The 21,693-nt window shown below is 41.8% G+C and carries 16 protein-coding genes; 6 read left to right on the forward strand and 10 right to left on the reverse strand.

Going from position 1 to position 21,693, the window contains the following annotated elements; all coding sequences use genetic code 11:
• Positions 1–13: 13 nt before the first annotated feature.
• The 3 genes from ppk1 to ABIC84_RS06325 all read right to left on the reverse strand — a co-directional run bounded on the left by ppk1 (position 14) and on the right by ABIC84_RS06325 (position 6,829).
• Positions 14–2,059 carry a polyphosphate kinase 1 gene (ppk1, locus tag ABIC84_RS06315; RefSeq protein ID WP_429263014.1) on the reverse strand — a complete coding sequence of 682 codons (2,046 nt, stop codon included), beginning with the start codon at positions 2,057–2,059 and terminating at the stop codon, positions 14–16.
• 36 nt (positions 2,060–2,095) lie between these two features.
• Complete coding sequence (locus tag ABIC84_RS06320; protein ID WP_429263015.1) at positions 2,096–3,343, reverse strand: Pycsar system effector family protein; 1,248 nt, start codon at positions 3,341–3,343, stop codon at positions 2,096–2,098.
• A gap of 462 nt (positions 3,344–3,805) precedes the next feature.
• Complete coding sequence (locus ABIC84_RS06325; protein ID WP_429263016.1) at positions 3,806–6,829, reverse strand: protein O-mannosyl-transferase family; 3,024 nt, start codon at positions 6,827–6,829, stop codon at positions 3,806–3,808.
• A 359-nt stretch (positions 6,830–7,188) separates the two neighbouring features.
• Between ABIC84_RS06325 and ABIC84_RS06330 the strand changes: the two genes are divergently transcribed.
• Positions 7,189–8,817 (forward strand): gliding motility protein RemB, encoded by a 1,629-nt coding sequence (locus tag ABIC84_RS06330; protein WP_429263017.1) that lies wholly within the window; start codon positions 7,189–7,191, stop codon positions 8,815–8,817.
• A gap of 64 nt (positions 8,818–8,881) precedes the next feature.
• On the opposite strand, the gene ABIC84_RS06335 is transcribed toward ABIC84_RS06330, so the two are convergent.
• Positions 8,882–9,025, reverse strand: coding sequence for a hypothetical protein (locus tag ABIC84_RS06335; protein WP_429263018.1), 144 nt, complete (start codon positions 9,023–9,025; stop codon positions 8,882–8,884).
• Positions 9,026–9,126: 101 nt separating this feature from the next.
• On the opposite strand from ABIC84_RS06335, the gene ABIC84_RS06340 reads away from it, so the two are divergent.
• Both ABIC84_RS06340 and ABIC84_RS06345 read left to right on the forward strand, forming a co-directional pair.
• Complete coding sequence (locus ABIC84_RS06340; RefSeq protein WP_429263019.1) at positions 9,127–10,182, forward strand: winged helix DNA-binding domain-containing protein; 1,056 nt, start codon at positions 9,127–9,129, stop codon at positions 10,180–10,182.
• 45 nt (positions 10,183–10,227) lie between these two features.
• A complete protein-coding gene (locus tag ABIC84_RS06345) occupies positions 10,228–10,998 on the forward strand; it encodes a DNA-formamidopyrimidine glycosylase family protein (RefSeq protein WP_429263020.1) in 771 nt (256 codons plus the stop codon).
• Positions 10,999–11,103: 105 nt separating this feature from the next.
• Here ABIC84_RS06345 and ABIC84_RS06350 read toward each other — a convergent pair whose 3' ends face one another.
• The 3 genes from ABIC84_RS06350 to ABIC84_RS06360 form a co-directional block, all read right to left on the reverse strand.
• The gene (locus tag ABIC84_RS06350; protein WP_321559548.1) at positions 11,104–11,685 is read right to left on the reverse strand and encodes a hypothetical protein; all 582 of its coding nucleotides are present in this window, start codon (positions 11,683–11,685) and stop codon (positions 11,104–11,106) included.
• Between the two features lie 127 nt (positions 11,686–11,812).
• Positions 11,813–13,354 (reverse strand): MFS transporter, encoded by a 1,542-nt coding sequence (locus tag ABIC84_RS06355; protein ID WP_429263021.1) that lies wholly within the window; start codon positions 13,352–13,354, stop codon positions 11,813–11,815.
• Between the two features lie 103 nt (positions 13,355–13,457).
• Entirely contained in the window at positions 13,458–14,150 is a 693-nt protein-coding gene (locus ABIC84_RS06360) for a hypothetical protein (protein WP_429263022.1), read from the reverse strand.
• Positions 14,151–14,332: 182 nt separating this feature from the next.
• Here ABIC84_RS06360 and ABIC84_RS06365 point away from each other — a divergent pair, with 182 nt between their 5' ends.
• Positions 14,333–15,565, forward strand: coding sequence for an alpha/beta hydrolase-fold protein (locus ABIC84_RS06365; protein ID WP_429263023.1), 1,233 nt, complete (start codon positions 14,333–14,335; stop codon positions 15,563–15,565).
• Positions 15,566–15,580: 15 nt separating this feature from the next.
• Here the strand turns inward: ABIC84_RS06365 and ABIC84_RS06370 are convergent, their stop codons facing one another.
• Positions 15,581–15,952, reverse strand: a complete 372-nt coding sequence (locus ABIC84_RS06370) for a DUF779 domain-containing protein (RefSeq protein ID WP_429263024.1) — start codon at positions 15,950–15,952, stop codon at positions 15,581–15,583.
• 115 nt (positions 15,953–16,067) lie between these two features.
• Complete coding sequence (locus ABIC84_RS06375) at positions 16,068–17,570, reverse strand: aldehyde dehydrogenase family protein (RefSeq protein ID WP_426588831.1); 1,503 nt, start codon at positions 17,568–17,570, stop codon at positions 16,068–16,070.
• 154 nt (positions 17,571–17,724) lie between these two features.
• Between ABIC84_RS06375 and ABIC84_RS06380 the strand changes: the two genes are divergently transcribed.
• A complete protein-coding gene (locus ABIC84_RS06380) occupies positions 17,725–18,657 on the forward strand; it encodes an AraC family transcriptional regulator (RefSeq protein WP_429263025.1) in 933 nt (310 codons plus the stop codon).
• A 105-nt stretch (positions 18,658–18,762) separates the two neighbouring features.
• Here the strand turns inward: ABIC84_RS06380 and ABIC84_RS06385 are convergent, their stop codons facing one another.
• A complete protein-coding gene (locus ABIC84_RS06385; RefSeq protein ID WP_426588835.1) occupies positions 18,763–19,407 on the reverse strand; it encodes a redoxin domain-containing protein in 645 nt (214 codons plus the stop codon).
• A gap of 516 nt (positions 19,408–19,923) precedes the next feature.
• Between ABIC84_RS06385 and ABIC84_RS06390 the strand changes: the two genes are divergently transcribed.
• Positions 19,924–21,582: a L,D-transpeptidase family protein gene (locus ABIC84_RS06390; RefSeq protein WP_429263026.1), complete on the forward strand. Its 1,659-nt coding sequence runs from the start codon at positions 19,924–19,926 to the stop codon at positions 21,580–21,582.
• Positions 21,583–21,693 lie beyond the last annotated feature (111 nt).

The raw sequence follows: 21,693 nt of genomic DNA on the forward strand, positions 1-21,693 counted from the left end.
AGCACCTTGTTTTTTAAACCCCGTCATATTTTTTTTGCTGTAAAAGTTCATAAATGGCCCGCTGCGATTGTACCTGCGGTTCAGTTTTATCAACCCTTATGTTTTGCAATTGTTCATTTAATTTTACAGCCTGCACATTATCGGCCAGTTGAATATCAAGCATGGCAATTACCTCGTTCCTGATGCGCTCATCATAAACCGGAAAACACACCTCGATACGGCGGTAAATATTACGGTTCATCCAATCGGCCGAGCCCATGAAAACCTGCTGGTCACCGCTGTTATGAAATATAAAAATGCGTCCATGTTCCAGGTATCGGTCAACTATACGCCTTATGGTAATGTTTTCGCTCATTCCCGGCACTCCGGGTATCAGGCAGCAAATGCTACGGACTATCATCCTGATCTTCACCCCGGCTTGTGACGCTTCATAAAGCTTACCAATCAGCACCCGCTCTTCCAGGTTATTGAGCTTTATGGTGATCCCTGCCGGCTTCCCTTTACGGGCCTGCTCAATTTCCCTGTTAATAAGCTCAATAAACTTTGATTGCAAATTAAATTGAGCCACCAGCAGGTGTTTAAAATCAATATGATATCCCTCGGCCGATTTTGCTTTTTTAGCAAGATAAATGAACAGCAGGTCCATTTCGCGCAGCAACTGCGGATTGGCCGTCATCATGATATGATCGGTATAAAAAGCAGCAGTACTTTCGTTAAAATTACCTGTAGCTAAAAGTCCCGCATATTTTATCCTCCCGTCGACAAGGCGCTTAACCAGGCCTACTTTTGCATGCACTTTTATAGCCTTATCGCTGTAAATAATATTGGCTCCGGCTGCTTTTAATTTTTTAGCCCATTTGATATTATTGGCTTCATCAAAACGGGCTTTTAACTCAACAAGCACCCTTACTTTTTTACCGCTTTCGGCAGCGCTGATGAGGGCATTTACAATCCTCGAATCGCTGGCTACACGATAAAGTGTTACCGAAATCTCTTCTACATTTTCGTCGATTGCTGCCTCATTAAAAAAACGGAGGATAGCGTTGTATGACTGGTAAGGCGCATGAAAAATACAATCGCCATTATCTATATAATCAAATATGGATTCGTCTGCGCTGATCTGCCTGTTTACCAGCGGTGGCCATTTGGTGTATTTTAAATCGGGGATACCAACCGGCAAGCCCATCAAATCTTTCAAATTGTGATAAAAACCGCCTTCCACAATGCTTGATCCCTGTACACCCAGCTTATCTTCAATTAAATGCAATATGCGCAGCGGGATATCCGGCTGGTGTAAAAAACGTGTCGCCAAACCCTGATCACGTTTCTGCAATTGCTTTTCTATCTGCTCCTGAACATCTCCATCATAATCATCTTTAAGTTCAAGCTCAGCGTCGCGGGTTATTTTGAAGCTGTAACAACCTTTTATTTCTTCGGTTTTGAAGATCTTATGAAGATTATACCGCACAATATCATCCAGGAAAATGATGTATTGCTTACCATCTTCATTAACACTAAAAAATCGCGGCAACTGGTTCGACGGAATATTGAGAATCACTGACCGTTCTTTTTCTTTCTCCAAACCAAGGTTCACCAAAAAGTATAAGCGGTTATTTTCGGGGAAGAATTGCTTTTTACCGCCTACCAGGTCAATAGGTTGCAGAAATGCAAGTACCTGACTGTAAAAGTAATTACTCACCCTATCGATTATAGAAACTGGGATAGGTTCATTGAACAACAGGTTTACATTATTCTCCTTCAGGAGCGGAATAAGCCTGTCTGTAAAAACCTTCCCAAAGCGATTTTGCTGAGCTTCTACCAGTTGCTGGGCTTTATATAGTACATCCTCGCTTTCATCGGTTTTATTAAGCAGATTAAGCTTGTGCAGTGCCATTACCACTGGCATCCGCACACGGTAAAATTCGTCAAGATTTGATGAAAATATAGCAAGAAAATTTACCCTTTCCATTACGGGGAGTTCTTCGCTTTCGGCCTCCATCAATATGCGTTCATTGAAAAGTAACCAGCTCAGGTCCCTGTCGAAAAATGAGTATTCCATAGGTTCAGATTTTGTTTTTGGCAGTACCCCGACCGCCTACAATAACGAAGATATAATGAATGCTACTACCGATACAATAAGGCCAAACATGAATATATTGTACGATGCCCTGAGCAGCCTGTATTTTTTGCCAAGCACAACACCCTGCGAATAGTTATCACGGATTAAGCTACCGTAAAGAAACTCGCGGTCTTCCATCATTTTCTCCATACCATCGCTGTAATCCTGGTATGACATGCGGTAGAAGTTACCGAAGAACAACAGGTTAACTGTTTTCTTATTAATATCCTCGGGGGTAAACAAACCCGGTGGGATTGACGGACGGGTTGAAAGTATGGAGAAGATCATGGTAGCCAAACTAACCGACAAGAGCATAAACGTTGGGATCAACAAATTAGAATGCTCATCAAGTTTACGCAGCACCAAACTGATAATTGCAGAAAGAATGATGGAGTTAACCGTGATCATGATATGGGCCTTATTATCGGCCATATCGCTCAAACGCTGATGATTACTGGAGCTGATCCTGAACATGGTTTCGATCCCGCGGTCGGGCCTGTCATTTTTATGTTTTTTACCGCCGTGGTCGTCATCGTGGTCTTTGTCTTTATCCTTTTCTTTTTCAACAGTAATAATGGCTTCACGATCTGTTTCTGTAGTGATCATGGCCGGGGTTTCTTTTACTTCAACGTCAGCTTGCTTTTCAATTAGTTTTTGAAGATTTTTATGTTTTTGATCATTAAGCAATAGCCGGCAATAATCAGTATAGTATTCATGCCCCTGTAAAAACTCAATATTGTAGCTGCGCCATTCGTCCTTATCAATATCATGTTTTTTGATGGCTTCCATCTCTTTGCGCAGCAGCTTATTTTTATCGCGGAAATCATCTGTACCTAAATGAAACAAATCTGCATCGCAAAGAATCTGTTGCAATAAACCGGTGGGGTTTTGCGGCATTTTAGTAGCTAAAATACAGCCGGATACTTTATCAATAACAGGTTGCTCAACTTTATGCTGTTTCAGAAAATGTGTAGCCAGCGCAACACTTTTTGATTCGTGATCCTTTTTATCAGTAAAATATCCGGTATCGTGAAACCAGGATGCAGAGATCACCACAAAAAAATCTTCATCACTTAACTGGTAGTGGTTAGCTATTTGAGTGGCCGCTGCAACAACATCTTTAGTATGCCTCAGGTTATGATAAATTAAATCGGGATCATGATGTACGTCAAAATAGGATATAGCGTACTGTTTTACCTGTTCTAACAGCGGTTGAAATTTCATCGTAGTTTTTGTTGTTAAAAGTAAATCAATTTTTTTTAAAATGCCTATTTGCAGCTATGCACCCGGGAGAAACGTCAATTTTTCGGGCATTGTTTATGCAAAAGGCAAGAAAATGGTTGCTCTTACATTAACAAACCGTATACCACGCAAACATACAGCTGAATTTCAGCACTTTGGATTTTCATCTATAATGTCGCATGGCGATATACCGTAAAATGCCGAAAATTTATGTCGATTAAAAGTTAAAACCAATGTTAAGGTCCCTTAATTAAACCAATTGCCGGTCAAACCGTTTACCCGTCTGGTGGTGTGCTAACAATTTTCAGTATACCTCGAGAAGATGCCATTTCACCGCCCTGGCCCGTATTTAATTACTTAGCATAACAAAAAATAATTTGGATAAACTACCAACGCCACCCCGAAACCGGGATGGCGCTGACAATAAATAATTATCAGGGATTATTATTGTCCTCCGCCTAACACAGAGCGAAATTTTGATTCGTAACCCTTTAACTGGTTTTCAAATTTGGTAGCAAGAGCAGTTTGATGGTTGTCTTTGGTAAACTGCACCAGTCCGTTCAACACTTGCATGCCTATTTGTACATCGCGCCCGTTAATGCTATTAACATCCTGGCTTAGCAGGTAGGCATTATAATCCAACTGATCGGTAAGGTAATTGTCGATATTGCCTGCCAATTTGTTACCCAACACCACGTCGTGAAGCTGATAAGCCAATTGCGTTAAATATAACTTACGACCGGCAACATCTACATACGGGTAAATATCAGGCAGCTCAGCATCATATTTCTGAACAACTTTTAATGCTTTATCGTTTTTACCTTCCTGAACAAGGTTTTGGGCCAGGTCAAGGAATGTAGTTACCATTACCGGGTAAAACATCGAGGTCGACTCATGATCAAGATATTTGGCTGTTTTGAACTTGCCGAATTTAAACTTGTTCATCACGTTATCATACATTACATCAGTATTGGTTTTGCTCAACTGATCATGTAAAGCTGTATCCGGTTTAAACGGTATCAGGTGATAAGTAAAGCCCTCTTTGTAAAGGTAAGGCTGTAAACCTATCAGGTTTTCGTTACCAATGGTGGTGGTAAAGCAAATAGGGCGTTTCCAGTGGTTATGTGCCAAAATATCAAACATGGCCAAATTCTCTTTGGTTACATAGTTTGAAATATACTTCCATTCCATGGCGGTTGCCAGCTTATCTTTCTGATCGGCTTTCACTACACCGTTGGCTATTACCTCATCAGGGTTAATAGTAACTTTCAGATTTTTGGTTGGCAAATAGTTACCATATTCTCCGCTTTGATATTGCACCTGCGTAGCTTTGTCATCAGAAGTGATGAAATCGAACACTTCTTTAATATCCTGGTAACCGGGTAGTTTCTGATCGTTAAAATAGATAACGTCCCTAACCCCTTCTTTATATTTGTCAAAAGGCATAGTGATAGGCAAAGGTTCAGAAGCGTTCATTTTTTTCTGCATCTGACGAATGTACCAATCGCCTGTAAACAAGCTTAGGTTTACAATGCGCACATCCGGGCGGATGCCTTCAACTTCCTGATCGTACCACAATGAGTACGTATCATTATCGCCATACGTAAACAAAATAGCATTTGGCGGGCATGAAATAAGATAGTTGTAGGCCATATCATGCGGCGTCATTTTGGTTGAGCGGTCATGATCTTTCCACTCTTTGGCTGCTAAAAGTACCGGGCAAACCAAAAGGCCTATAACGGTTGAACCGATAGCGGCCATTTTAGCGTCGATATATTTGCGGCCAAATTCAGCAATAGCAATTACGCCGAGCCCTATCCATATGGCAAAGGCATAAAACGAGCCTACGTATGAGTAATCACGCTCGCGCGGCTGCACTGATGCCTGGTTTACATATAACACAATGGCCAAACCAGTGAAGAAAAATAGCAAGCCAACAATCAACGCATCTTTACTGCGGCGGTTAACGTGGAAAAACAAACCTATTAAACCAATTATTAATGGCAGGGCGTATAGCGGAGTATAAGTAGTAGCCGCAGTTACTGATTTTGGTAAATGTTTGCCACCGTCAAATAAACCGGTCGTCCAGTTACCGTCAATACCTTCTGTACTGGTTTGTCCGTCGGCATCGTTATAACGGCCAACAAAGTTCCAGAAAAAGTAACGCCAGTACATTTGGTACATTTGCCAGCTGAACATCCATTTCAGGTTATCGCCCATGGTTGGAGCCTGCCCCTCGGGAATCCTCAGCCATTGCTTGTAAAACTGTACATCGTTAGGATCGGTGCTGTACATACGTGGCAAGGCTGTAGTATGGTCATATACATAATCAGTTTTACGACCTGCATTTTCATATTTGGTTTTGCCTTTGCGATAAATGATACTCCCCTGTTTTTGATCAGTAACCTGCGAATCATACATAGGGCCGGTTAGCAAAGGTACTTCGCCATATTGAATACGATTTAAATAACCGTAAAGCGTAAAAGCGTTATCAGGATGTGAGTTATTTAAATTAGTATTAGCAGTTGCACGAATAGGGATATACGCGAACGAGCCATACCCAAAGTATATAAATGCAACGCAAAGTAAAGCCAGGTTTAATACAGGTTTCTTTTTGCGGATACTGTACAGGATCCCCAATACCAGGGCAACAATTATCAGCAGGATGAAAAAGAAAGCTCCGGTCCCAAAGCCCATTCCTAAGGAATTGACGAAGAAAAGGTCGAAATAAGCCGCAAACTTAATGGTATATCCCCTGATGCCGTATTGTACCAGGCCAAGAATCACTACCCCTGCCAAAAAAGTCAGGATGCTATTGCCAACGGTAATATTTTTGGCTCGGCGGAAATAGTAAACCATTGCGATGGCCGGTATAGTCAAAAGGTTTAACAGGTGGATCCCTATGGATAAACCGATAACATAAGCTATAAAAACAATCCATTTATCGGCGCCTGGCTCATCGGCATGTTCGTCCCACTTAAGGATCGCCCAAAACACAATAGCAGTACATAGTGATGACAGGGCAAATACAATGGTTTCGACAGCCGAAAACCAAAACGTATCGGTATATGTGAAAGCCAGGGCACCAACAAGGCCGGCCCCCATAATTACATTTAATTTATAACCGTCAATAGCCTCATCACGTTTTTCGACCATCAGTTTTTTGGCAAAAGCGGTAATTGTCCAAAATAAAAACATGATGGTTGCACCGCTGGCCAGTGCCGACCCCATATTAGTAAAGAAAGGCACTTTAGTATTATCACCAAATGACAATAACGACAAAACCTTGCCTATCATGGCAAAAACGGGGTAACCGGGCTGGTGGGCTACCTGTAAACGGTAAGCACATGAAATAAATTCGCCGCAATCCCAAAAGCTTACAGATGGCTCTAATGTTAAAATATAGGTTATTGAGGCTATAACAAAACAAAGCCAGCCTAACAGGTTATTGATTTTTTTGTACTGCATTTAATAATATCAATTGATTTAATAGCGCGGCAAATATCATGATTTTTATAACTTATTTAAAAAAAACACCTGCACGTGACAAAATTTAACATTAATTAACTTTTTGAAGTACCGGGATTAAAGAAATTTTATTTACCAATCTCCACGAACAGGCATATTTCAATCTATTTATTAATAAGTATAAACCTGCTTTATTGAATAATTAATTCAATGATTATGAACAGTTAACTAAGTATCAATGTCCAAATCAATTTGCATAATTTTAATATATCAGAAACAACCTGCGGGGCATTTATGTATATATCCTTATTTACCAATGAAATTTTTAACTTAGAATAATTAATAGTTATTTTGTTATAATGCAAAAACTCTACTCCTTAACCTTTCGGAAAACATTTATAATAGCCATAATTGCCTTATTCACATCGCAGTTAAGCAAGGCACAATCAGTTTATTTACCTAATTCATACCAGTTGTATCAGAAGTTCAATTCGGATATTTATTCTGTAAAAAACTCGGTTCATACTTCATTGCGCCCTTTTTTAATTGACAGCGCTATTTTGCACACCTATGATTCGGTAATGAATGTAGGGGTTAAAGATCGCAAAACCTGGGGCGGGCGTAAATTATTTAATGAACACCTTTTTGACGTAAAAGCAAAAGAATATACCTTTTATGCCGACTATATTACTGATCTGCAGGCCGGCAGGGATTTCACGAACAGTAATTCGACCAACTTAAATGTACGCGGATATCAAATTGGGGGAACAGTGGGCGGTAAATTTTCATTTTACACAAGCGGTTTTGAAAATTCGGCCAAGTTTGTATCGTATTATAACAACTATGTCAATACAAATGGTTTTATACCCGGCCAGGCATATGCCAGGAAGTATACAGGCCAACCACGCAACTCACAAGACTGGTCGTACGTAACTGCAATACTCTCTTATTCAATAACAAAAAAACTGAATATTACTTTAGGCGAGGATAAAATGTTTATTGGTGACGGATACCGGTCGGTGCTCTTATCTGACTTTGCCGCCAATATGCCGCTTCTCAGGCTTACAGCCGACCTTGGCCCCGTACGCTATATGGTAGCGTGGGCCTATATTGAAGACCTCAATAATGTCGCATCAAAATTTGACAATTTTGGAAGTAACCGCCGCAAATGGGCTTTATTCCATTATATTGACTGGAATATAACCAAACGCGCGTCGCTCGGTATGTTTAACGCCCTGATAACTCCCGAAGCAGACAACAAAGGCAACCGGGCAGGCTTTGACGCCAATTTTGTGAACCCCATTTTATTTGCAAGCTCGCTGGGTCCGGGTGGTTATCAAAAGGACAATGTATTTTTAGGTTTTAATGCCAAATACAAGATCTTTGATAAAGCTGCGCTGTATGGACAGATCATGTTCGACAGGTTCAAGGGCAGCGATTTCTTTTCGGGCAACAGTACCGATAACACCAACGGTTGGCAACTGGGTATCCGTGGCGCAGATATTTTTAAAGTTAAAAGGTTAAACTATCTATTTGAATATAACACTGTTAAGCCATACACTTACAGTAACCAGCAGTCAATAAGCAGTTATTCGTTTTACGGCGATCCTCTGGCCCATCCTTACGGAGCAAACTTCAGGGAGCTTTTGGGCATTGTGAATTATTCGGTTGGCCGGTTTGATTTCCAGGGGCAACTTAATTATGCCAAATATGGACTTGATGCCACAAAGGCCGAAAATAACGGCAAAATAATTATCAAGCCTTTTATACCTTCGGCAAGTACTACAACTACCATAGGCCAGGGTATAAGCACACAGCTTTATTATGGTGAAGGAACTGTTGCTTATATACTTAACCCAAAGTACAATTTACGCCTGGAACTCGGCGCATTGTACCGCCAGGAAAAAAACGATCAGAAAGATTCAAAAAACACCATGATCACCTTCGGAATAAGAAGCTCGTTCAGAAATTTATATCACGATTTTTAATTACCAAATTACAGCCTCACCGATTTTTTCAAACTTCGTGAGGCTGTAATTTGGAGAATCTTTCCTACCCTTTCTTCTTTCTTAAGCCCACAGACAAACCAACGGCAACGCCAATTGCTATACCTACACCAACGCTGTGCAAGGCTAAGCCAATAGCAATACCGACAATTAGCCCGCCTGCAAAATAATTAGGATCTATCCTGTTCATGCGTTCATCAAAATAAACCTTTCAAATTAAATCATTTTTTCTGCTGACAAACAGTTGTCATTAATATATATTTATTTTGAATAGTATCAAAACAGATAGACATGACCATACGTGATATAGCTAATCTCCGGGTTTATAACCAACACCTTAACCACAATAAATTCAAAAAACCCGAAGAGGTGGTTGGCTATATGTGCGCCATGCAGGCGCAGGAATATGCCCATGCCAAATGGGCAATTGGGTTACGTATGTCATCTCCATCGGACAGGGCCGTGGAAAAAGCGATGACCACCGGTGCTATTTTACGAACCCATGTATTAAGACCAACCTGGCATTTTGTTTTACCCCAGGATATCCGCTGGATGCTTAGCCTTACGGCGCCAAGAATCAACGCGGGCAATGCCGCCATGTATAAAAAGCAGGAAGTCACCGATGCAATTTTTAACAAAAGCTTTGATGTATTTATAAAAACCATGCAGGGCGGCAAACAATTAACCCGTGCCGAAATTGTTTCGGCCCTGCATGAGACAGATATAGCTACCGACGATCTCAGGCTTACGATACTGTTAATGAAAGCCGAACTGGAGCAATTAATTTGCAGTGGCGCAAGACAGGGTAAACAATTTACTTACGCACTGCTCGATGAACGTGCACCAATGACACCGGCCATAGATCGTGACGAGGCAGTAGCTCGTTTGGTTTTGCGGTATTTTACAAGCCATGGCCCGGCTACAATAAATGATTTTGTACATTGGAGCGGCCTTACTGTCGCCGATGCCAAAACCGGGATCGAAATAAATAAAGGCCGGCTAAGTAATATCATCATTGAAGGGATAAGCTATTGGATGGATACTGATGCCGATTTGAGTACAGCAAGAAAAACAGGGACTTACCTTTTGCCAGTTTACGATGAGTTAATTATAGCATATAAAAATCGCGATGCCATGGTACCGGCCAGGTTTCGGGATAAAATGGGGGCTATTACCTTTTTCCCAACTATAATGGCCAATAACCAGGTGGTTGGCAACTGGAGCCGGAATATGGGCAAAAAGAATATTGATATTGAGCTCAAACTATTTAACAAACTCAATAAGGCTCAAAACCAGTCTGTTGAAAGCGCCATACAACGTTTTAAAAAGTTTAATGGTCTCGGATAACAAACATTAATTACAACAACAAGTTACTTATAAAAACAACATATTATGCCCGAACTACCCGATCTGCAGGCTTTTAGCCATAACCTGCAAAAAATGCTTGCAGGTAAAACAGTTAAAAAAACAGAAGTACCTAACCCTAAAAAACTAAATGTTAGCGTACATGAACTGAACGAGGTATTAAGCGGACAAAAGCTCGAAAAAGTATATCGTGAAGGGAAGGAACTACATATTAAATTTAGCAAGGGCGATGTACTGGGTCTGCACCTGATGCTGCACGGTAAACTTTTTTCGTTCGATACCAAAAACGAAAACAAATATAGCATCATCGAACTGCACTTTGATGATGGCAGCGGGTTAGTCCTGACCGATTTCCAGGGGATAGCGACGCCTACCCTCAACCCCGAAAAAAAGGACATACCCGACGCGCTTGATGCCGATGCCGAATATTTGAAAAAGCGCCTGGCAAAAACAAAAACAAATATCAAAACTGTTCTGCTTGATCAAAAGATCATGAGAGGCATCGGCAACGCTTATGCGGATGAAATTTTGTGGCATGCCCGCATTTCACCGTTCTCCGTAAGCAGTAAAATACCGGAAGCCAAACTAAAAAACCTGGCTCAGTCAATAAAAACAGTACTGGAAAATGCCGAAAAAAGCATTTTGAAATCAAACCCCGACATCATTAACGGTGAAGTTCGTGATTTCATGGATATTCACAATTCAAAGAAAAAGCATAGCCCAACAGGCGCCGCAATCATAATTAACGAAGCATCGCGGAAAACATATTATACTGATGAACAGGAATTGTTTGAGTAAGCCGCGCAGGGTTTAAAGAAGACAATTTAGCGTATTTTGCTGCGCTCGTTTGCAATGAGCGCATTCTTAAAAGTCTCTCCTTTTAGGGGAGATTTAGAAGAACATCTACTTCAACTTTTTCACCAGTACATTAAAATCAACACCTACAATCGGAATCTTCTTCCAAGGTTGGGTTTCACCATCCTTATGAAAAGTACCACCGTTAAATAAGCCGCAGGCAAATCCAACGTTGGAGTTGGTTTTAGTTGTCAAAAATTCAATAGAAACCACGATATCACCGGCCACTTTAACATTGTATGGCGATAAGTCGACAGTGGTTAATTGATGGTTTTCCACATTGTCGTATTTTTTAATGTAGCCTTTTATTTCGTCTTTAACCAAATTAGCTTCATTTGGAAACTTCCCGGCCATTTGGTAAACATTTACTTTAAAAGGGATGCTATCGCTTGACCGGTTTTGAGTATGAAAGTTCAGCGTAAGTAATTGTACCTGCTTTTTACCAGCATTCATTTCAATACCAACCTGCGCACCTTTAACAGCATCGAAGGTATTATTGGATGAGCCGCTTCGGGGTTTGTTGCCTATCGTTTTGGTTTTATCCTGGGCAGATACGCTAACGGCAACAAAGCATAAAAAACATAAGGCAAAGAGTTTTACAAAATTTCGGGAAAATATCGATTTGAACATAACAATAAGCTTTAGATGGATTTGTAAGGTAGACGACGGTGATAAACAAATGGTTGCAACCCCGATCTGATTTTTTTAGGCTCTGCGTAGAGGCATCCTAACTCTATATACGTCTTTTCAAAAACAATCACTCCTTCTTAACAGCACTATTCCTGATAAAAATAATCGACATTAGTGCACCCAGGAAACCAAGGCCGGCGCAGATCCGCATAATATTGCCATAGGCTGAAATAAATCCGTTGTGATAGGCAATCTCGACTGCCTTTTTATTGGCTCCGTCGATGCCGGCGGGCACTTTAGCATTGCCTAAGTTGGCCGATTGTTCCATAACCGTCTTTTTATCTTTTTCATTAAGGGATAACTTTTTCAACTCCCCCTGCATCGCTCCCGAAAAAAACAAAACTGCCAGGGCACCAAAAATGGCATTGGCAAAAACATTCGAAATGCGGGTCATAGCATTATTAATACCCGACGCTGTACCCGAAAAATGATCACTTACCGATCCCATTACCGTTGCCGTAAGCGGCGCTACCGTTAAGGACATGCCGAAGCCAAAAACAAGTACGCCGGGGAAAAAGCTTGTCCAATAATCGGAAGGCCCTGTAGTTTGCTTAATGAACGACAACATTAGTAATCCTGCTCCCGCCAAAGCCGGACCGATGATGAGCAATAAACGCGGGCCTTTTTTATCGGCAATAGCTCCTGCATAACGTGCGATTGAGATCATCAGCACAGTAAAAGGCAAAAATGTTAACCCAGATTGCAGCTGGCTATACCCCTGCACCTGCACCATGTTTAGCGATATAAACAGCATACCGCCGCCTAAACCCGCATACAGAAAAAATGTAAGCAGGTTTATCCCGCTAAAGGTTTTATTGCTAAACAGGTTTAGCGGCATCATGGGATGTTTGCTTGTACCTTCTATGTAAATAAAAGCTATGAGCAATAATAAACCCAGGGCTAATGATCCATAAACCTGCCAGCTATTAAAACCTACCGCCGGCATCCTCAGAAAACCAAATGTTAGCAAAGCAAGCCCTGATGCAATAGAAATAGCCCCGGGAAAATCAATGGTTTGGTCGGTACTATCATCCTTGCTTTCGGCAACCTTCCGCCACAGGATGAGTAAAGCTACCATCCCTATGGGTATATTAATAAAGAATATGTACCGCCATAAACCGGCATCGGCTAAGGCGCCACCCAATACCGGGCCGCCCATTGTAACTACCGTGGTAATGGCCGACCATGTTCCGATAGCCTTGCCCCTTTCTTTAGCATCAATGGATGATGAAATAAGCGAAAGGCTCCCCGGAATCATTAGTGCGCCTCCAATACCTTGTATGATCCGGAAAACGATGAGATAAAAAACGCCCGGTGAAAGCCCGCAAAAGGCCGATCCGGTAATAAAAATAAAGATCCCGATCATGAATACCTTCTTCCGCCCCAGTTTATCGCCGAGCGAGCCGCCTATTAAAATAAGCGAGGCAAGCATCAACAGGTAGGCGTTCAGGATCCAAAAGAGATCGGCTCCCTTGGCATCAAGGCTTTGCTGTAATGCCGGCAGCACCACATTAAGTGCTGTACCATCAATAAATGCCATGGCCGAAGCCAATATCGCCGCAACCATGATCCATTTGCCGGCCGGGCTGCCCAATGAAACTGTAGCCATATTTTATAAGGTTGTAACTGAAAGGTTTATTACAAAGTTGCAGTAAATGATCGGATTAAACGGAGCCTAAAAAAACAATTTAAAGTGTTGCAAAAAAATATGACTATCGCCTGAAAACACCGATATTTTCCGGGCAAAGCAGGATCAGCAGAAATATAGCAGAAAGATTAAGCCATAAAACCTCCGACTCGTTTACTGCCGAAAATAGCATTATCAAAATAGTTAATATAATTATTGCGATAACGTGGTTGCGGTGCGGGATAGGAATTCCGATTCTATCAATAAAGCGTTTAGCCCTAAAATTACTCCGATATATAAACGGCAATATTAAAAAGTAAAAAGCACTTGCGGCTATCAAAATCCAATAGAGCACGATTTTGCCGGTGTCATTAATTTTAATTATTCCATTTGCATTTGCCCCCAATATTGCGGTGTTGGCTTTAAAAAGCGAATGGGTTGATAGATGAAAAAGGTCGGGTAAACTGCTCATTTTTTCGGCGATAAAAAACAGGCTTGCTATCCCGGTTAAAATTAAAACCACACAAAACTGGATGCTGCGATAGCGCGAAAGCCTTACAATATATACTGCCGACGCTATAAAAATTACAAGTAACAACAATACTGTGAAGTATCCTATAAAACCGCCATAGCGATTGTATATCATCTCAAAATATCCTTTATCAATAAAGAAGAGTATGATAGCCCCTATAGTGAACACGATCATTAATCCGAATATCAACGTCTCAAACTTTGTTAAGCTGTTCTTTTTACGGGCAGTATTATAAGTATTAAGCACGGCGATAATTTTATGAATGATTGTAATAACTAACAAAAACTTACCAAAACATGTTTTCGGTCCTTTTTTTAAACGAAAACAAGCTCCAAATTATTTCCGTCACGCCAACGACAACATTCGTCACATTTAATTCTGAAGGTCATATTGTTGCTGTACCATTGAATCATAAAATCAACAGCCACATGAAAAAGCTTATCCTGATACTCATTCATCTCACCATTGCATACCTGTTGAAGGCGCAGCCACCACAGCAACCTATAGTTTTGGGGAGGGTGGATACCATTTATTCCAACATCCTGAAAGAAAAACGACTACTTTGGGTTTATACGCCAGGATATGATACCAACTACTTTTCAAAACCGGAATTTCCGGTTTTGTACGTTTTAGATGCCGATGATCATTTCATGTCGCTGGTTACTATGATCAAAGAACTTAGCGCAACTGCAGGCAATACGGTGTTGCCGCAAATGATCATAGTTGGTATTTTGAATACACCTGGAAATCGTACCCGGGACCTCACGCCTACCAGCAGCGCTATGGACAAGTCATCAGGCGGAGGGGAAAACTTTGCCGCCTTTATGGAAAAAGAACTAATCCCATATATCGACAAAACATATCCAACTGCTCCCTATCGCACCATGATCGGTCATTCGTTGGGAGGATTAACGGTGATCAATTTATTATTAAAACATACACGGGTTTTTAATGCCTACGTGGCTATAGATCCCAGCATGTTTTATGATAACGACAATTTGCTTAAACAGGCAACAATTATCCTTAAGCAAAAGAATTTTGGCGGTAAAAAGCTTTTCCTCGGTTTTGCTAATACGATGAATGCAGGTATGGATACTATACAAGTAAAAAAGGACACGGCCGAAATATCACATCATATTCGGTCTATCATGAAATTGGCTGATGATCTTTCTGTCAATAAAACAAACAATCTGCAATGGGCTAAAAAGTATTATCCCGATGACGATCATAATTCTGTTTCATTCAATGCCGAGTATGATGCCTTACGGTTTATTTTCAAAAACAACCGCTTTCCTCGAAACCAGCCTTATAACCAATATTTTGATAAGCAGTATAATGCCGTCCAGCTAAGACAAATGATAACTGCCCATTACAAAATGATGTCCGCTGAAATGGGTTACCCCGTACGCCCTCCTGAGCCGGAGATGAATAGCATAGGCTACGCGTTTTTGCAACAAAAAGATTATGAAAAAGCGGCCATGTTTTTCCAGGTGAACATAGATAATTACCCGAAAAACTTCAACGTTTATGACAGTATGGGCGATTGCTTTTTAGCCCGCGGGGATAAAGCAAATGCCGAAAAGTATTTTAAGAAAGCTTTATCAATAAAGTATACCAAAGAGATCATGGATAAGCTGGATAAGGTGCAGGCAGAGCAGTAAGAGATTTGGAGGGGGCTAATCTATAAAACTCACCGGTTCTAAATCTTTCAACTCGTCTTCAGTAAACAACCTTGAATGGATCATAAACCTAAAACCCGTCGGTATTTCTATTGAAAAACTTGAACCACGGCCTTTGGTAATATCGAGCTGAAGCTGGGTATGCTGCCAGTATTCAAACTGATCCTTACTCATCCAAAATTCACAGTCATCCACCTCTCCTATTTTCACATCGCTGCCGCCGAGTTTAAACTCGCCCTTTTCAAAGCACATAGGCGATGAGCCATCGCAGCAACCACCGCTTTGATGAAACATCAGGTCGCCAAAGCGGGATTTGATTTCGGCTATCAGCTTTGAAGCTTCGGAGGTTATGGTTACTCTTTTGATCATGTTTGCAAATTTCGCGCGAAGCCGCAGATAAGTAAAAGAAGTATTCAAACACATAAAGACTTACGAAGTTTCGGAAACTTCGCAAGTCTGGGGAACGGGGGGATTAAAGCCGGGATTAAAAAAATCCCAACTTGTTCTTATTGTATGAGATCAGCATGTTTTTTGTTTGACGGTAGTGACCAAGCATCATTTTATGATTTTCGCGGCCAAAACCTGATTTTTTGTAGCCACCGAATGGAGCATGTGCAGGATAAGCGTGGTAGTTATTTACCCAAACCCTGCCGGCCAGTATAGCACGCGGCACCTGGTAAAGCTCGTGCGCATCGCGGGTCCACACACCGGCACCCAACCCGTACAGTGTGTCATTGGCTATCGCGATGGCTTCTTCAGTAGTTTTGAATGTGGTTACACAAGCCACCGGACCAAAGATCTCCTCCTGGAAAATGCGCATTTTGTTATTGCCTTTAAATAACGTAGGCTGGATATAATAGCCGCCTTCCAGCTCACCATCAAGCTTTTTAACCTCGCCGCCGCAAAGTACCTCTGCTCCCTCTTCTTTACCAATTTTCAGGTACGACTGGATTTTTTCGTATTGATCGTTAGATGCCTGCGCACCCATCATGGTATTCCCGTCAAGCGGGTTGCCCATAATGATAGCATTAGTGCGTTCTATCACCTTCGACATAAATTTATCGTAGATGTTTTCGTGTACCAGGATCCTCGACGGACAGGTACAAACCTCGCCCTGGTTAAGGGCAAATAATACGGCGCCTTCAACGGCTTTGTCAAAAAACTCATCGTCGGCATCGGCCACCGATTCAAAAAAGATATTTGGCGATTTTCCGCCCAACTCCATCGTAACCGGGATGAGGTTTTCAGATGCGTACTGCATAATCAAGCGGCCGGTTGTGGTTTCGCCCGTAAAAGAAACTTTGGCAACCCTTGGCGATGAAGCCAGCGGCTTACCTGCCTCCGGACCAAAACCGGTGATAATGTTCAAAACACCCGGCGGCAAAATATCCTGGATCAATTCCATCAATACCATGATGGATGTCGGGGTTTGTTCGGCCGGTTTTACAACACAGCAATTACCTGCAGCCAGCGCAGGGGCAATTTTCCAGGTAGCCATCAACAGCGGAAAATTCCAGGGAATGATTTGTCCTACCACACCCAACGGCTCATTTAAACAAATACTTACGGTATATTCATCATGCTCGGAAATCCCGCCTTCTTCGGCACGAATTACACCAGCGAAATAACGAAAATGATCAATCACCAGCGGCAAGTCGGCAGCGCGACATTCACGAATGGCTTTTCCGTTATCAATGCATTCTACAGCAGCCAAAAACTCCAGGTTGGCTTCAATAACATCGGCTATTTTATTTAATAGCAATGCCCTGTGCGCTGCTGAAGTTTTGCCCCATGCCGGGAATGCGGCATGAGCGGCGTCCAGAGCCAGTTCAACATCTTCCTTTCCTGATCGTGCAGCTTTGGTGAATACTTTACCGTCGATAGGCGAAACATTATCAAAATATTCGCCTTTAACGGGCGGAACAAATTTGCCGCCGATAAAATTGTCGTACTTATCCTTGAAGGATGGCTTAGAAACAGCGCTCATAATTTTTATGGTTTTTTGGTAACACTAATGTAGAACTACCTCGCTATAGGGCATTTGCATTATGCTCTCAAATGATAGCACAATGGTCGCATTTTTTGCACCCGCTTGTTAATCAGGATAAGTATGCCTAATTTGGTATAAATTATAAACGGCTATGAATAACAAAACCCTGTTATCTCCACTAAGCCTCTCACACGGAAAAGAACTGAATACCCTGGTTGAAAACCGCAGGGCTTACACCATGAACCATTGCGAGCTCAACGTTTTTGAAACTTTTGAGCGCAGCGAACTGGTGCCCTTAACTTTTAGCGACCTGGTAATAACAAGCATGCTGCGCGGCAAAAAAGTGATGCACCTGTTTGATAAACCCGGTTTCGATTATCTGCCTGGTGAAACAGTTATCGTTCCGCCAAATATTACAATGAAAATCGATTTCCCGGAGGCTACCATCAACCAGCCGTCACAGTGCACCGCTTTGGCCATCAACCACCAGGAAATTACCAATACACTTGATTTTTTAAATGAGAACTACCCAAGGGAAGATAAGCGGGTATGGCAGCTGAATTATAATCAGTTCCATTTTTTTAATAATTACGAGCTGGCCCAACTAATCAACAAGCTGATCCGCATCAGCACCGGCGATGCACTAACCAAAGATGTACTGGCCAACCTCACTTTAAAAGAGTTGCTGATCCGCATTATGCAAATGCAAAACATCAACGAGACCAGCGATAACCTGCATGAGCTATCAAGCAGCAGCCGATTTGCCTACGTACTGGAATACATTAGGGTGCATTTAAGCGATAAGCTTAATATTGATGCCCTGAGCCAAATGGCCTTCATGAGCAAAGCCAGCTTTTTCCGGGCGTTTAGGCACGAGCTGGGAATTTCGCCGGTTGACTATATCATTAAAGAGCGCCTGCAATTAGCCAAGCAGCTCATGAACAATCCGCATAACAGTATCTCTGAAGCTTGTTTTAAAGCCGGGTTCAATAACCTTAACTACTTTAGCCGGGCATTTAAAAAGATAGAGGGCATTACGCCAAGTTATTATAAGGCCAGGCTACGGGATGGGCACCTGAATTAATAGACTAATAAAAATATTATTCGGAAAGTAAGAAGCAATCTTATAAGTGCGCTTAGCAAACACTTATAAGATTGCCGTTATGTAAGACGTTTAACCTCCTGGTGCTTATGCCGATCTGCGGCTATTGCTGATCAATGCTGATTCATAAACAGTGCTGATGATGTCTTCGGCAGAAAAAGTGCCCAGGAAATCCCAATCGATATGGCTGTAGATGACCTGTTTTGATGGTTCAATAATATAGGTGGCCAATAACGGCGCATTTTCGTCGATGCCCGAAAACCTGTCCCACACCGGGTAATCGTCAGAATAAACCCTGAACTGCTGTGCTAATTCTTTATCGGCATCGTGATAAAAATTAAGGGTGAGGCTTTGCTCCCAGGCCCATTTTTCAAGCTCTTCGGTGCGCTCATCACTAATAATAAGCAGGTTGCCGCCGCTTGCCTTAACCTCATGCTGCAAATTATTCAGTTGTTTAAGTTGCGCCAGACCTTGCTGCCCCCAATGACGCGAATAAAAAGAAATAACCAGCGGTTTATTTAATAAATTTCTTTGCGAAACAGGCCCATGTGTTTCGGCGCCATTGTAAAATTGCTGCCAGCGGCTATAATCGTTACTTAACTTAAATTCAGGGACCAAATTGCCCGCTTTTACAGGATGTAATGATTTCAGCTTACGAAACTTAAGATCGGGTTCGGCAACAACTTCAAGCAGGTCAAAAAAAGGATATTTATTATTATTTGTGGTTTGCATTTTAAAATAGATTTATGATGTTATGGATAATGTTTTTAGGTAATCGTAGTTGAGTTGTATTGTTCAACAACAACGGCATAATCCATAAATTATCCGGTAACGCATGAGCAAGCCCGGCGGGATGGCGCTGCTTAATTGTTTATTGCTGGATGTGTTCATAAAAATATATTAATTGAGGTCAGTAAATTTAAAGGTGCGTAACAGCTTATCTGAGGTGGAGAGAATTTCAACAACAGCAACACATGGGCATGTACACCGTGCCCCGGTTTTCGGATGGTATATGTTTGTTGCTGATGGTTAAACTGTTACCCGTCATCTGTTTTTGAATATTACATGACAAATATACTATAATATCTATAAACTTAGTAGAGTTTATTTAAAAAATATTCATCCTTTTTTTCAATATCGGTATTTCCTGTGCTCTACGGGTATTTTATATCGGTTAACATTCAGTACCCTTTCCTTTTCCAAAACAAAATCTTTTCATTTACGTTCCGTATAACTAATAAATTAACTATGCAGAACAGGCTGAAACCACAATATATTATCGTACTTGCTTTAAGTGTTTTAGTCCTTTCTAACTGTAAAAACAACACCAAAAAACATCTCCTTTCTAAAGCCGATTCCCTAAAAAAGAAAATGGCCAAGGAATGGACAAAAACTATTCCGGGTAACTTTAGTGATCAAACCGAACTTGTATTTGACAGCACCCGCATCGCTGCCTTTCTGCAAAGCCATCCCGCTTTGGCTCCCTATGAGCAGGATCTGCGGAGTTTTTACCGTAAGCGTAAATTTGCCTATGCGTGGTATGAAAAAGGCATCTTAATTGAACAGGCCGGTAACCTGAACGACAGGCTAATGAACCTGCAAAACGAAGGCATATATAAAGGTATCCCTTATCAAAAAGATTTAGACTCGCTGATATTTGACAATCATTCAAAAACAAGGGTCAAAAAACCTGATATCGGCACCGAGTTAATGCTCACTGCCCAATATTTCGCGTTTTCAAAACTGGCTTTCCGGGGCATGAGCGACTCGGTTAGCCGTTCGGTAAACTGGTTCCTGCCGCGTAAAAAGATAGCATATGATGATTACCTGGATACCCTCTTAAAAAAAACCTCGAAACAAACCCCTGCTATAAGCGAGCCGGTATACCGTCAGTACGATCTGCTAAAAAGCTTTCTGGCCAAATACCGCCGGCTTGATGCCCATGAGAGCTGGGAACCAATTATTATCAACAAAAAACTCAAACCCGGCGACTCGTCGGCCGTAGTTGCCCGCATAAAAGCCCGCCTATATAAACTGGAAGATTTTAAAGGCGATACGCTCAACAATAGGTTTGATGACGAGTTTAAAGCAGCAATAACCCAATTCCAGCTCAGGCACGGCCTTAGCGCCGATGGCTTACCCGGCCCCGGAACTATGGCCGAAATGAATGTACCGCTCAAGTCACGGATCAAACAGATCATCGTAAACATGGAGCGCTGCCGCTGGCTGCCTGTAAGTTTAACTACCGACTACCTCGCTGTGAATATCCCCGAATTCAAGCTGCACGTTTACCATGCCGATAGCTTATTATGGAGTTGCAATGTGGTAGTGGGACAAAAAGTACATCAAACAGTTATATTTTACGGCGAAATGCAACATGTGGTATTCAGCCCTTATTGGAACCTGCCCGAAAGCATTGTGCGTAATGAAGTGTTGCCGGCCATGCGCGGCAACCCCAATTATCTTAACGAGCATAACATGGTTATTACCGGCCGGGAAAACGGGCTTCCCGTAATTCAGCAAAAGCCCGGGCCGGCAAACTCTTTGGGGCTGGTAAAATTCCTGTTCCCCAATAGTTACAGTATCTATTTGCACGATACGCCTTCAAGGTCGTTGTTTGGCGAATCGTCGCGGGCGTTTAGCCACGGCTGTATCCGCGTTGGCGAACCGGTAAAACTGGCTTCATTTCTTTTAAAATACGACAGCACCTGGACAACCTCCCGCATTAATAAAGCCATGCATCTTGGCAAAGAACAGCAGGTTACACTCAAACAAAAGATGCCTGTATTTATAGCTTATTTTACCGCCTTTACCGACAGGAATAATCTGCTCAACTTCCGCAAAGATATTTATGACCGCGATGAACAGCTTGCATCTATGATCATGTCAGGCAGCGGGCAATACTAATCCACTTCTTACCAATCTCTTTTTTTCCATACAGCAGTTTAAAATACCGGTAATTAATAATTGCAAAATATTTTTCATGGGTTTGTAGGCAATCGCTGAAATTTAATTGTC

This window comes from Mucilaginibacter sp. 3215 (assembly GCF_050433785.1).
GTDB lineage: Bacteria > Bacteroidota > Bacteroidia > Sphingobacteriales > Sphingobacteriaceae > Mucilaginibacter.